At 62.6% G+C, this 13,672-nt stretch carries 11 protein-coding genes; 6 read left to right on the top strand and 5 right to left on the bottom strand.

Going from position 1 to position 13,672, the window contains the following annotated elements:
- Nucleotides 1–67 precede the first annotated feature (67 nt).
- The 6 genes from DNX69_RS11750 to DNX69_RS11725 all read left to right on the top strand — a co-directional run bounded on the left by DNX69_RS11750 (nucleotide 68) and on the right by DNX69_RS11725 (nucleotide 7,773).
- On the top strand, nucleotides 68–1,057 hold the full coding sequence (locus DNX69_RS11750) for a FecR family protein (protein WP_110786180.1): 990 nt from the start codon (nucleotides 68–70) through the stop codon (nucleotides 1,055–1,057).
- A gap of 191 nt (nucleotides 1,058–1,248) precedes the next feature.
- Complete coding sequence (locus DNX69_RS11745) at nucleotides 1,249–3,387, top strand: TonB-dependent receptor (protein ID WP_234826940.1); 2,139 nt, start codon at nucleotides 1,249–1,251, stop codon at nucleotides 3,385–3,387.
- 24 nt (nucleotides 3,388–3,411) lie between these two features.
- Nucleotides 3,412–3,897: a GNAT family N-acetyltransferase gene (locus DNX69_RS11740; RefSeq protein WP_207803142.1), complete on the top strand. Its 486-nt coding sequence runs from the start codon at nucleotides 3,412–3,414 to the stop codon at nucleotides 3,895–3,897.
- A 151-nt stretch (nucleotides 3,898–4,048) separates the two neighbouring features.
- Nucleotides 4,049–6,364, top strand: coding sequence for a TonB-dependent receptor (locus DNX69_RS11735; RefSeq protein WP_110786177.1), 2,316 nt, complete (start codon nucleotides 4,049–4,051; stop codon nucleotides 6,362–6,364).
- A 108-nt stretch (nucleotides 6,365–6,472) separates the two neighbouring features.
- Nucleotides 6,473–6,775, top strand: a complete 303-nt coding sequence (locus tag DNX69_RS11730; RefSeq protein WP_110786176.1) for a DUF2218 domain-containing protein — start codon at nucleotides 6,473–6,475, stop codon at nucleotides 6,773–6,775.
- A gap of 623 nt (nucleotides 6,776–7,398) precedes the next feature.
- Nucleotides 7,399–7,773, top strand: a complete 375-nt coding sequence (locus DNX69_RS11725; protein ID WP_234826939.1) for a MarR family winged helix-turn-helix transcriptional regulator — start codon at nucleotides 7,399–7,401, stop codon at nucleotides 7,771–7,773.
- Between the two features lie 148 nt (nucleotides 7,774–7,921).
- Here DNX69_RS11725 and DNX69_RS11720 read toward each other — a convergent pair whose 3' ends face one another.
- The 5 genes from DNX69_RS11720 to DNX69_RS11700 all read right to left on the bottom strand — a co-directional run bounded on the left by DNX69_RS11720 (nucleotide 7,922) and on the right by DNX69_RS11700 (nucleotide 13,609).
- Nucleotides 7,922–8,530: a TetR/AcrR family transcriptional regulator gene (locus DNX69_RS11720; RefSeq protein ID WP_110786175.1), complete on the bottom strand. Its 609-nt coding sequence runs from the start codon at nucleotides 8,528–8,530 to the stop codon at nucleotides 7,922–7,924.
- Between the two features lie 185 nt (nucleotides 8,531–8,715).
- The gene (locus DNX69_RS11715) at nucleotides 8,716–9,993 is read right to left on the bottom strand and encodes an enoyl-CoA hydratase-related protein (RefSeq protein WP_207803141.1); all 1,278 of its coding nucleotides are present in this window, start codon (nucleotides 9,991–9,993) and stop codon (nucleotides 8,716–8,718) included.
- Nucleotides 9,980–11,545 (bottom strand): acyl-CoA synthetase, encoded by a 1,566-nt coding sequence (locus tag DNX69_RS11710; RefSeq protein ID WP_110786173.1) that lies wholly within the window; start codon nucleotides 11,543–11,545, stop codon nucleotides 9,980–9,982. Before DNX69_RS11710 ends, DNX69_RS11715 begins: the two co-directional genes overlap by 14 nt.
- A gap of 250 nt (nucleotides 11,546–11,795) precedes the next feature.
- Nucleotides 11,796–12,353 (bottom strand): aromatic-ring-hydroxylating dioxygenase subunit beta, encoded by a 558-nt coding sequence (locus DNX69_RS11705; protein ID WP_110786172.1) that lies wholly within the window; start codon nucleotides 12,351–12,353, stop codon nucleotides 11,796–11,798.
- Nucleotides 12,353–13,609: an aromatic ring-hydroxylating oxygenase subunit alpha gene (locus tag DNX69_RS11700; RefSeq protein ID WP_110786171.1), complete on the bottom strand. Its 1,257-nt coding sequence runs from the start codon at nucleotides 13,607–13,609 to the stop codon at nucleotides 12,353–12,355. Before DNX69_RS11700 ends, DNX69_RS11705 begins: the two co-directional genes overlap by 1 nt.
- Nucleotides 13,610–13,672 lie beyond the last annotated feature (63 nt).

The following is a 13,672-nucleotide window of genomic DNA, read 5'->3' as shown; positions in this document are numbered from 1 at the left end:
GACGGCCGCGCGTCGGAGACGCGCGACGTCGATCATGCCCCCGCGCATCGCGAGAGATGGCGTGGAGATGAACACCGCATCGAATGACGACGACCGCCAGCGGGCGCTCCAGGAGGCGACCGAGTGGTTCGTCCGCCTCAACAATCCGCTCGTATCGGACGAGACACGCCGCGCTTACCAGACCTGGCTCGCGGCGAATGCTGCACATCCTGAAGCGATGCAGGCCGTCTCGGAGCTCTGGGGTGCGCTCGATCAGCCGGCGGCGCAGCTCGCCGCTTCCGGATGGCACCGCGACGCCCCAGCGTCAATCCCGACTCCGCGCCCTCGCCGGCCAGCAAAAATCGGCGTGAAGTTCGCCGCCGCTTCGGCGGTGCTGGCGCTGGTGGCGGCGATCTTCATGTGGCGCGATCCCGGCCTCATCGACCGGGCCTTTGCCGATGCGGCCACGCGCCCTGGTGAACGGCGCGACGTGCGGCTCGCCGATGGCTCGTTGGCGGTGCTCGACGGCGACACGGCGCTGAACAGCGACATGGCGGGCGATCGCCGCGTCGTGACCCTGTTGCGCGGCCGCGCTTGGTTCGACGTCGTTGCCGACTCCGCACGTCCTTTCACCGTCCGCGCAGGACAGGTGGACGTTCGGGTTCGCGGTACCGCCTTCGAAGTGGATCGCGATGCTGCGGCGGTGACTGTCGAGCACGGCCGGGTTGCTGTCTCAGGCCCTCAGACGACAGATCTCCAAGTCGATCTGACCGATTGGCAACGGGTCGCGCTCCAGAACGGTCGCCTCGGCACACCAACCGCGATCGAACCGGACCAGGCTTTCGCGTGGCGGCGCGGCCTGATCATCGTTGACCGCGCGCCACTGTCGCTGGTCGTCAAAGAACTCGACAAGATGGCGCCCGGTCACGTTCTGATCGTCGATCGGCAACTCGAACGGACGACGCTGTCCGGTACTTTTCGCGCCGACGATCAGGAGTCGGTGCTGGAGGCGCTGCGCGCCACCCTTGGCGTGCGTACCCTGTCGGTGCCTGGCGTGGCCACGTTGATCTACCGGTAATGCTTCTCAGTATTTTTACGGGTTTTGCCTCGCACGCACGTTGATCAGCGAGGGCTCTGAACGCGTACCCCTCGATTGTCGTGGGGGACGTCAAGACCATGCAAAGATTTGCCAGTGTCGCCGGATCGAGGTGCGGGACCTCCCTCTGTGCGTTGGCACTTCTCGTGACCGCGTCCGAAGCCCGGCCGCGAGTGGACGCGACGTTCGACTTCCAGATCGCGCCCAAGCCGCGCCTGTCGGCGCTGGCCGACTTCACGACGACAACGGGTATTCAGGTCGTTCGGCTCGGCGAAGGTGCAATCAGTGGCGCCTCGCCTGCCGTCAGCGGCCGCCTCGCCGCCGAGACCGCGCTGCGCGAGATTCTCGCCGGATCGAACCTCGCCTATCGCTTCACCGGCCCCCGCACCGTCACCATCGAGTCGGCGCCCGACGCCGCCATCGCGCTCGAGACGATCAGCGTGACTGAGGTCAGCATCGGGCGCGGCGGCATCCGCGAGATCGATATCACCAGCGCCGATATCGAACGTCGAAATGCGACCGACCTGAGAGGCGTGTTCCGCGGCGAACCAAGCGTTGTAGTCGGCTCATCATTGCCGATGTCCCAGAAGCTCTATGTCCAGGGCATCGAGGAGACCAATCTGGCGATCTCGATCGACGGCTCACGCCAGAACAACAAGGTGTTCCATCACAACGCCACCACGATGATCGACCCCAGCCTGCTCAGGGCGGTCCGCGTCGATGCCGGTGTGGCGCCAGCCGATGCCGGCCCCGGCGCGCTCGGCGGCGCGATTGCCTACTTCACCAAGGACGCACGAGACTTCCTCTCCGCGGACGGTTTCGGCGGCTCGATCAAGTCGACGTTCAACTTCAATGGCAACGTCTCGACCACCAATCTCACCAGCTACAGCCGCCAGGGCGAATTCGAGGCGCTGGGCTCGTTCACTTACGGCAAAGGCAGCGAGTTTCGAGCCGGTAACGGCGAACAGGTGCTCGGCAGCGCCACCAATGTCTTGAGCGGGCTCGGTAAGCTCGCCTATCAGAACGCCGACGGACATCGCTTGTCCATCAGCCACGAGCAGATCCGCGACGACGCCATCCGGCCGTTCCGCGCCAACGCGGTGCAGATCTACGGCTCGCAGACGACACCGCTCGTCCGCCCCTACAAGCTCGACCGGCAGAACACGGTCGTCAGCTACTCCAATGTCGCTCCGGAGGGGTGGTGGAATCCGAACGTCGTGCTTGGCTACAACCGTACCCAAGTCGCGGTCGATCAATACGCCGGAGCCACACCTGAGACCTACAGCTACACCAGCGAAGGCGTCACCGACAGTCTCAACGGGAAGCTGGAGAACAAGTTCGCGCTGCCGATCGGCGAAATCGTTGCCGGCATCGATTTCTATCGCGACCGCGCCAGATCGATCGAACGGACTTACCGAACTGCCGAGACCGCCAACAATGTCGGCGCCTACGCACAGGCCCGCCTGACATTCCTGGACAACGCCAAGCTGTCGTTCGGACTGCGCGGCGACCATCAGCAGTTCGGTGGCATCAATGGATTCCGCTCCAGCGACCAGGGCTTGAGCAGCAACGTGTCGGGCGAATACGCCCTGGCCAGTCACCTGACCGCAAAGGCAGGTTACTCCAACGTCTGGGCTGGCGTGCCACTTGCAGAGAACTACGTCCAGAACCCAGCCTGGCACTACGGCGCCGGACCGCGTTCAGTCACCTCCGACAACGCCACTGCGGGCCTGGTCGCACACTTTACCAGCTTCCGGATCGAGGGCGGCGTATTCCGGACTCGGATCTGGGATGCCCGCGTCCCGCTATGGGCCGCCGACATGGCGCTGCGCGCCTTCGATGTGCAGAGCCAGGGCTTCCACGTCGGCGGCGCCTACTCTTGGGACGATGGCTTTGTTCGCCTGCAGTTCGTTCGTACCGACGCGGCGATCGATGGCAGGCCGGCCGACAGCTATCTCGGCAAGTACCTGACCGCTCCGATCGGCGACATCCTGACGGTCCAGGTCGCGCACAGCTTCGCGTCATCGAGCGTGACGATCGGCGGTGATGTCGAGATCGCGTTCGAGGACGACAGCCTGCTGAACCCCTTCACCGGGATCGGACGACTCGACGGCTACGAGGTCGTCAACGTCTTTGCCGAACACCATCCGTTCGCCCTGCCCTCGCTCACGCTGCGCGGCGAGGTTCGCAATCTGTTGAACCAGACTTATGCGGCACGCGGCACCTACGGACTCGAATACGGCAGCGGCGTCGTGCGGCCACTCTATGACCCCGGCCGCTCCTACCTCGTCAGCGCCAAGCTGACGTTCTAGCTGGCCCGCGCCATGGACAACGACATGCATGTGATCATTCGAGCGATGCGCCGGGAAGATACGGCCGACATCTACGACATCGTCAATCAACACGCCTTTCGGTTCTGGACTCTCGCCCTTCCCTTCGAGTCGTTCGAAACCATCGCCAAATGGCTCGAGCCGCAATCCCCACGCGACCTGCACTACTCGGCGGAATTGGATGGACGCGTGGTCGGTGCGTCCGCGTTGCGCCCGTTTTACGGGCGCCGCGCCCACGCCGCTGAATTCTGGATCGGCGTTCACGAAAACTACGCCCGCATCGGCGTCGGCTCGAAGCTGCTCGCCGCGATGATCGACACTGCCGACAACTGGCTGAACATCAAGCGGCTGGAAATGACGGTGTTCACCGACAATGTCGCAGCATTGGCGCTGTACGCCAAATTCGGCTTCGCGATCGAGGGCACGCACAAGGCCGCCAGCTTTCGAGACGGTGAGTTCGTCGACGCCCATTGCATGGCGCGGCTGCGATGAACCGCCGCTCCCTCCCTCGCATTTGGCCTCGAGCCGCCGCTCAACGCGCCAGCGAAATGTGGCCCCAGATCACAGCTCATCGCCCGCAAACTTACGCGACGCGACCGATAGCCCTCCACGACATTCCACCAAGAACATCTCGGAGATATTGATGAGAAAGAAAGTTGGTCAGGTCGCTCTGGTCGTTTCGGGCTTCGGCATGATGCCGCTGGCCGATGGTGCCATGGCGCAAACGTCGTCGTCGCGCTCGACGAACCTGCCGCCGATCGAGATCCTCGAACCGCAAGCGCGTCAGCGCGCAGCAAGCCGGCCTGCGAGCACTGCCGCCAATCCGCGCCGCGCGGCGTCCCGTCCTCGCGCGCGGCAAGCCGAGGCGCCCCCGCCAGTCTTCCCCACACCCGGGGTGCCGCCGACCGGAACGGTCGGACAACCGCCAGTGCCCTATGCCGGTGGACAGGTCGGCAGCGGGGCACGGCTTGGCCTGCTCGGCAACACCTCGATCTTCTCGGCGCCGTTCAACATCACCAGCTTCACCTCCAAACTGATGGAGGATCAGCAGGCACGGAGCATCGCAGACGTCGTGTCGAACGATCCGTCGGTTCGCAACGACGCCCCCCCGTTCAGCGAGCGCGACTCGTTCTTCATCCGCGGATTCTCGGTGACCAACCTCGACACCGCCTATGACGGGCTGTTCTATCTGGCCAATCCGCGGCGTAGCTTCCTCGAGGGCATCGAGCGGGTCGAGATCCTGAAAGGCCCGAGCGCGCTGCTCAGCGGCGGCACCGCCCGCGTCGGCGGCACCATCAACCTGATCCCGAAGCGGGCCGGCGACGAACCGCTGACGCGCCTGACGACCGGCTGGATGAGCGACTCCCAGATCTGGACTCACCTCGATGTCGGTCGCCGCTTCGGCGACTTCAAGGAATGGGGCGTTCGCTTCAACGGCTCTTACCGCAATGGCGATACGCCGCTGGACCTCAACTCGGTCGAGGTCGGGGTCGCCTCGCTCGGTCTCGATTATCGCAGCGAGGACTTCCGCGCCTCGCTCGACCTCAACAGCTCGGTCCAGCACATCAATGCGCCAACGTCGCTGTTCAACTCGGCAGCGCCGAACATCGTCATCCCGCCCGCGCCGAACGGCCGCATCAACACCGCAAGCAAGGACGAGTACATCGACAGCCGTTACAAGATGATCGCCGGCCGCGCCGAATACGACCTTCTGCCGGACACCACGCTGTATCTCGCCGGCGGCGGCAGCATCTACAACGAAGACTTCCTCACCTCGTCCTACCGGATCACCAATTTCAACGGCACGGCGACCAACACCCTCGCAATCCAGCCGCAGGAGCTGCAGGGCTACACCGGCGAGATCGGGCTGCGGTCGAAATTAAGGACCGGCGTGATCGGCCACCAGCTCAACATCTCGGCGGTGGAGGCCAACAACGAGCTGTATCGCGGCGGCACGCTCGGATTCACGCCGTACAGCTACGTGACCAACATCTACAATCCGGTGCGTCCGCGTCCGGGTGCGTTCCAGACCAGCGGCTTCGCGCAGTCCGACGACCGGCCGCTGCTGTCGCGGCTGACCGCTCGCAGCGTGGCGGTGTCGGATACGCTGTCGCTGTTCAACGACCGGCTGCTTCTGACCCTCGGCGGTCGCTGGCAGGACATTGCGTTGAGCGGCTTCGTTACGGCGGTGGGGCCAAAGCAAGGGACCCGCTCCTCCTACTATAACGAAGCCCGCTTCAGCCCCGCCGTCGGCGCCGTGATCCGCGCCACGGACGAGTTGTCGATATACGGAAACTATATCGAATCGCTCGACTCGGGACCGACTGCCCCCGCAACGGCGCGTAACCCCAACACGGTATTCCCGCCGACGGTGAGCAAGCAACAGGAAGTCGGCGCCAAGTATGATTTCGGTTTCGTGGCGCTGACGGCCTCACTGTTCCAGATCGAGCAACCCAGTGCCTACACCGACCCCACCACCAACGTTTTCTCGGTCGACGGGCTGCAGCGCAACCGTGGCGCCGAATTCAACATCTTCGGCGAGCCGTTCAAGGGCATCCGGCTGCTCGGCGGCATCGCGCTGATCGATGCCAAGCTGGTATCGACCATCGGCGGCCGCTACAACGGCAACGACGTGCCCGGTGTGCCGACCACCTCGCTGACCCTTTATGGCGAATACGATCTGCCGTCCTGGATGGCTCCGGGCGTCACCCTCACCGGCCGCGTCATCCACACGGCCGATGTGTTCTATGATCAGGCCAACACGCAGACCGTCTCCGGCTGGACGCGGGTCGACCTCGGCGCCCGCTACACGTTCGTGGCCCCGAACGGCAAGCCGGCTGTCCTGCGCGCCACTGTCGAGAACGTCGCGGATACGGCCTATTATCTGTCGGCTGCCCGCGGCTATCTGGCCGTCGGCGCGCCTCGTACCTACATGGTGTCGGCGACGTTCAATTTCTAAACATCGATCGTGCGGCGCGCGGTTCGGCGACGCCGTCCAAACGAAGCGAAACGGCTCAGACGGCACCCGCCTGAGCCGTTCATCAATCAAGCAACATTGAGATCGTGCATGAACTCATCCCCGACCTCCAGCCCACAAACGACCCACGCCTCCGTCCCCACAGCCCACGCCAGCCGTTATCTTCAGCAGCTCTGCAAGCACTGGGCGCACAAGTTTGAAACCGAATTCGATCCGACCCAGGGCCGAATTTCTTTACCGCTCGGACAGGCTCGGCTGACCGCAAGGCCAGACACCCTATTGATCGATCTGACCGCGATTGATGCGGCCAACATGACGACCTTCCAGCAGGTTGTCACCAGCCACATCGAACGCTTCGCGTTCCGTGAAGAGCTGCGTTTCGTTTGGGAGTGAAAGACTATCTGTCGACCACGATAGACTCGCGTGTTGGTCGACTTAGCAACCGCCAGCTACACCACATCATGGGGCGCGATCGGAATGAATGCAAATCCTTACTCCCGTCGGGTCCAGGCACATTCGATCGAGACCGCTTCTCCAAGACGCCTTCCGGTGTCGATGAGTGACGGAAAGAGCGCGTGCAATTGGCGGTGGGTCGGATATTGCGCTCAATTGCTTTCTTGATCGCCTCTTCCTCACCGTCCGGGAGCCGTCGTTCAAGGTGGCCCACAGCAGCAATGCATCAACAAATACTGAAGAACGACGAAGGTCTTGAAGACCGGCGTGCCCGCAAGGGTACCGTGGGTTCGAATTCCACCCCTTCCGCCACAAACCGTTGATGGTATTTTGCGAACTCTGTTGACAGGCGAGCGCGGGTTCCACAGCCATAAGGCGAAGGTGGGTTTCAACCTGCAACAATGCTGCAACAGTTTTTTCTGATGTATCAGGTTGTTCAGAACCTCCGCCGCGGCGACGTTTCGCCCACTTAGAATTTTGATAGTTTAATCCGGCGATCGGCTGTCTGAGGACCACCGTGCTCGCGGGCAGCGTTCGCGATAGGTTGCAGGCCGGTCGTGAGGGTGATTTCAGAGCTCGAGAGTGGCATCGGTTTTCTGACCCCGCTGCTTGATGCTCGCTATGACGCCCTGTATCAAACTGTCACGCGGCAGAACGAAATTACGCTGCGCCAGTTCGGCGCCCTAATGGCGCTGTACCAGCGTGGCCCGCTGACGCCATCGGTGCTCGCCGATCGCATCAGCTGTGATCGCAATACGCTGCGCAAGATGCTGAAGCGCACGGCGGCCCGCAAGCTGGTGGCCAAGACCGCCCATGCCGAGGATCGACGCTCGATCCAGGTTCAGATCACGCCCAAGGGCGCCGACGCACTCCTCAAGGTCGTGCCACTAGCGGCAGAGCTGCAAGAAATCATCCTACCTCCCACTCAGCAAGAATGACCGGGGCTCATTTCCTAAAGTGCGTGCTGGCGATCGTAAAGGCACCGATGCCAGCCGCAAGCGTCAATGACGATGCAGAGACGCGCAGTCCATTTTGAGATCGCCCAGAGACTGTCCGAACGAGCCCGTTCAGCCGATTCAGATGCACTCACCCCTCGCCCGGAACTGGGCTGGTGAACCCATAAAGAAAAAGGTCGACGACGGTGTCGGCGAATTCGGTCGGGCTCAGTCCACGGGCTGGATTGAACCAGGTGTGACTAAAATTCAGAATCCCGAACAGCATCATCGTGTAGACCGTCTTGGTCCGCTTCACGATCTTGTGCTGGCCGTCCAATCGGATCAGAAGTTCCGAAACGATCTCGACGATCTGTCGCTCCAACGATTTGATCGACGTCTGCTCGGTCTCGCTGAGAAAGGCCATATCGTTGAGGATCAGCCGCTGTTCGTTGGGCGAGCGGGCATTGAGTTCGACGATCGCGCGGATCGCGGCACGAAACTGAGCGAGCGTGTCCGTCTCGGCTGCGATCGCATCCTCGACGTCCGCGATCATGCGCCGGACGTGTGCATCGAGGATGGCAAACAGGATCGCTTCCTTGGATTGGAAGTAATGATAGAGCGCTCCACGGGACAGCCGGCAGGCGTCCGCGAGTTCGGCGATCGAGGCCCGCATGTAGCTTTGGCGGGCGAACAATTCGCAAGCGACGGTCAGAATCCCATTCTGAATGTCGTCGTAGTTTTCTGACCGAGTTCGTGCCATCGCAGCCTTTCGGGACCGTCCGACCGCGAGTCGGACGGGTTGCCTGTTCGGGCCTCCGTTACTGCCCCGACGCCGTCGGTGCAATCATTATCGAACGGACGACCGGACTGCCCAGGCCAAGCTGCCACGCGCAAGCGATCCGCGACGGGTGCAACAGGCCAACCTTCAGGCCGCGGGCCGCTGGCTCAGAGGCCGCGGAAATGCGGACGCCGCTTGTCGGCAAACGCCGCCACGCCTTCCCGCGCGTCATCGGTTCGGGCCGAGACGACGATGGACTCGCATTCGTCGCCGAGTTGCTCCGTCAGCCCGGTTTCGAAAGATTGCCGGAGCAAGCGGCGCGTCGCGCCGAAAGCTTTGGTCGGCCCAGATGCGAGCTTTCTAGCGATGCCATAGGCTTCGTCTTCGACCTCGCCATCGGACACGACGCGGGTGACGATGCCGTACGCGAGGGCTTCGTCGGCGGTCAGGCGGCGGTTCAGCAGAAAGAGCTCCTGAGCCCGGCGCATGCCGACCATCCGGGGCAGAAACCAGGTGTTGCCGCCGTCCGACGTCAGCCCCAGCGCGGCATAGCCGAGCGCGAACCGGGCATCATGGGCTGCGACCACGATGTCGGCGGCGTACAGAAGACCCAAGCCTCCTCCCGCCGCAGCTCCCCGAACCGCTGCGACCACAGGAGCATCGACGCTTGTCAGCCTCTCGATCGCCAGATGATATCCATCGATCATCGTGCGCAGTCGGCCGGGTAGTTTGTCCGGCTCGGTCCCCGCGAACAATGCGACGTCGCCACCGACCGTGAAGTTGGCTCCCGATCCTGCGATCACGATGGCCCTAACCCCACTGGCGTCGGCGATCGCCTTCACGGCCGCATTCAATTCAGACGCCATCGCTTCGTTGATGGCGTTGCCCTGCTCTGGACGATTCAGTCGAAGCGTGGCGATGCCTTCGACGATGTCGAGCTGAACCACTCCTGACGTCCTCGCAGCATCGCGCCAGCGCGCCGTGTCGGTGTACTGTCGAAGCGCGCTGATCCGCTCGCCGTCGAATGTAAGGATGTGCGCAAAGGCAGCGTCGAGGGCTCCTCCGCTTCGACCACGCCCGCGATAACGTCCAGTCACCACCAGACGATCGACGTCGACCTCGAGGAAATTGTCCGGCTCGGCACGAGCTTCGAAATGTCTAGCGATTCCGCCCCAGCCGTTACGGCGCATCGCTGCCGCGCCCTCGTGCTTGCCGCCAATATCGAACGGCATGCCTTCTGCGATCTCTCCGACGAAATCCGGATGCAGAAGCTGGTCGAGATTCTTGCGGTCTCCGGCAGACAGAGCGTCGTACAACGAGCGCGCGAGATCCGCTCGAGTCCTTGGTTGCATGGGCGGCCTCTCTTGAAGGGACGAATACGGTCTTCTTTGCCAGGACCCAGGCGGCCGCTGTAGCGGCCGCCACGCGCCATCAACCCACTGCACGCTCGCGTCCCGCCCAGTACGGACCGCGCAGCTCGTGCTTCAGCAGCTTGCCAGCCGCCGACACCGGCAATGCGTCGCGGAATTCGACGCTGACCGGACACTTGTAACCGGCGATGTACTGGCGGCAATGGTCGCGCAGCTCGGCTGACGTCGCCTCCGCGCCGGCGCGAAGGACGACGACGGCATGCACCTGCTCGCCCCACCGCGCACTGGGAATGCCGATCACGGCGCAACTCACGATCGCGGGATGCCGAGCCAGCGCGTTCTCGACCTCCGCGGAGTAAACGTTCTCGCCTCCGGAGACGATCATGTCCTTCAGCCGGTCCACGATGAACAAGAAACCTTCGGGATCGACGTAGCCCATGTCGCCAGAGCGCAGCCACCCGTTGCGAAAGGCGTCGGAGGTTTCTTTCTCTCGGTTCCAATAGCCGGTCATCACGCCGATGCCGCGAGCGACGATCTCGCCCACCGTTCCGACCTGGGTCTCCGTGCCGTCGAGATCCTGGATCTGCATCTCGATGCCCCACGCCGGTCTCCCGGCGGAGCGCAGACGGGCCTTGTCGGCAGCATCGTCCGAGCGATGACAGTGTGGCGGCAGGATCGTGTACGGCCCTCCCGTCTCGGTCATGCCGTAGCCCTGATAAAAGTCGACTTGAGGCAGCGCTTTCAAGAGTCGCCCGAGAAGCTCTTCGTTGATGGGCGAAGCACCGTAGACGATCTTTCGCAGACTGCTGAGATCGAGTTCGCCGAACCCCGGATGTTCGATCAGACGCTGGAGCATCGTCGGCACCAGCAGCGTAAACGTCGCCCGCTCGGTCGCAATCGCGCCCAGCACTTGCGCGGGCTCGAATGCCTCCACGTAGACTGTTCTGCAACCTCGTACCAATGCTCGAATCAGGATGCACATGCCGGCCTGATGAAAGATCGGCGCGACTGCGAGCACGACCTCGTCGGAGCCGTAGGCCACGTCGAGCAGATTACAGATGGCATTCCCGAGCAACGCATTGTGGCTCAGCATGACGCCTTTCGGAAACCCGGTAGTTCCGCCTGTGTAGAAAACGCCCGCGAGATCCTCGCCTCCGCGTCGCGTATCCTCCACCGGGTCGGCAGCTCGCATCAATTGCTCAGCGTGAAGCACGCCGTCAGGAGCAACGCCGTCGCCGAAATAGACGATGGTCTTCAGCGACCTGCTGACCGCCCGAAGGTGGTCGCACCAGGACAGGAAATGATCGTCGACGAGAAGGATCTCGGTGTCGCAATCGTCGAGGGAAAAAGCGACCTCCGCCGCGCTCCAACGCGTATTCGCCGGATTGAGGGCGCCGCCTCCCCACCAGACGCCGAGCATGTATTCGAGATATCGATCGGAATTCAGCGCCAGCATCGCCACGCGATCGCCCGGAGCCATGCCGATCTGTTGCAGGACCGCGGCGAGACGCGCTGTCCGATCCGCCAGTTGTCGCCACGTTCGACAGCGGTCGCCGAATGTCGTCGCGACTGCATCGGGTGCCGACCGCAACTGACGATGTAGTCCATCGGTCAAACTGAGCTTCATGTTGTCGTCCTCCCTCGAATCGATCGCGCGAGCTCGGAACTTGGCGGACCGGCTCCGCAATCATCAGCCCTCTTGCCGGGGCTCATTTTTAAACCGACGGGTCGGTCTTTTCGTGGGCCGCGGCGTCCACCTATTGGTGGTGAAAGCCGCTGCTCGTCATTGAATTCGTCCGTGCCGATCGGTCAGCGTCAGACAACCGACCGGTCGCACTCCCGTTGCCGACGACGCCGAACGGCACCTGGCCGGGTGATCAGATCAGGAACGAGATCGTGTAGATCGGCTTGTTGTTATTCACCAGCACGACCTTCTTGTACGCCATCTTGAGAGCGCCTTGCTGTCGTCGCAGTCGATAGCAGCAGCGCGCCGCCCACATCGTGTCTCCGCGAAGATTCGTTTCGAAGATCTGGCTGTTGCAGGCGACTCCGATGTCCTGTCCTTCGGACTGCAACAGTTCGATATTTCCGATGATGCGGGCGAGCTGTGACGGCGGCGTCTGCGAATGACGGCGACCGGTCTTCAACTGGCGGACACGCAATGCGATACGCGAGCGGTTGTCGTAAATCAGCGACATCTCGCGCTCGGGATCCGTATCGGCGCCGTTGGCCGGCACCCAGTATACCGCGTCGTCAGTCCACAGGGCCTCCCACGCATCATATTCGTGCGTGTCCTGCAAGCGCGCCTCACGATAGAGAAACTGACTGACCTCTTGATGAAGATCGGCGTCGACTTGAGCGGCGTAGCTCAGATCCCGCCCCGTCCACTGCTTCAGGATATCGTCCGCAGGGCGCTCGCTCGTCTCGACTTCCATCAGCAGGCCTCCATCAGTGTGCGGTAGTGCTTCCAGATCTCGCGCGACGGCAGATCGTCCGTCGAGTGCCCGACGACGAATCCGTCGTCATCGCGCCGCTCACGATGCTCGCCCCGTTTCAGGTAGAGATACTCGGGTGAGCGGATCTCCAGTCCCCGCTGATTTCGCTCGTACATCTCGGTGTCGTCGGCGAGCAGAAAGCCAGCCGGTCCCACCGATCCCATCGTCTGCTGCCTGAGTCGCCGGTTGATCTCCGGCGAATCCTTGAACTGGATGGCGGTGACGTGCTGGATCGACTCGACTGCCGAGACCGGCTGAATGACGAAGATCTGGATTTCAGCGATGAACAGATTCGGAAAGATCATGACGTGGGGCATCCCGTCGATCATGATCTGCCGGGCGCGTTCGTCGCCATAGGCGGCGTTCATCTGCGCCGTGTATTCCGGCAGCTTATCGGCCGTCGTTCCGAACCAGCTCATCGGCTGATCGCGCCGGCGAAACTCCGGACGCGGGTCGACCTCGGTGTGTCCATTTCCAAGCCCACGCGTGACGGCGACGGCGTCGTTCCCGTAAAGGCTACCGATGGCACTGTCGGCGACCGAGAAGATCGAGGAGTGCACGAATGCGGGGTGATAGCCGTCGCACTCGTTCTCCAGGATGAACTTCCAATTGGCTCGCGTGCGATGTCGCAGGAAGCCGGCACTGAGATCGAGTTCGCCAGTCGGCGAGTTCTCGCAGGCTTGGTCGAGCGTTCGGCGCGCCCCTCCGAGATGCTGTTCAAGCGACGGGCCATCCTGCGCCATCGAGGCGAAGACGAAGCCGCGATAGCTCGCCACGCGCGGCACCTTCGCCAGACCGAGCCCCGACTTGTCGGTGCCCGCGTATCCTTCGGGGAAGGCGTAATTCATCAGCCTGCCGTCGTTCGCGAACGTCCAGGAATGATATGGGCAGGTGAACGACTTGCGATTTCCCTTATGCTGCACACAGACCGCATTGCCGCGATGGGGGCATCGATTGAGCAGGAGGCTGATCTCCCCGTGCTGATTGCGAACCATCAGCACAGGCATCGGTCCGACCGACTTGGTGACGAAGTCATTGGTGTTGGGCACCTCGCTTTCGTGCCCGACATAGACCCAGGTTTTGAACCAGATCTTCTCCAGCTCCTCCTTGAAGATCAACTCGTCCGAATAGAGAGACCCATGAACCATTCCTGGCTGAATGAGCTTCTCCCAAGGGTTGTGCAGACCACCTTCCATCGGCGTTTCTCCCGTCGTCTCTTTATAATCCGGACAGCCGGTCTATAAATAGAATGCAAACAA

The sequence above is a fragment of the Rhodopseudomonas palustris genome (assembly GCF_003226555.1).
Classification (GTDB): Bacteria; Pseudomonadota; Alphaproteobacteria; order Rhizobiales; family Xanthobacteraceae; genus Rhodopseudomonas; species Rhodopseudomonas palustris_I.
Note: the sequence above shows the minus strand (reverse complement) of the source record. Positions and strands in the feature narration are given on the sequence as shown.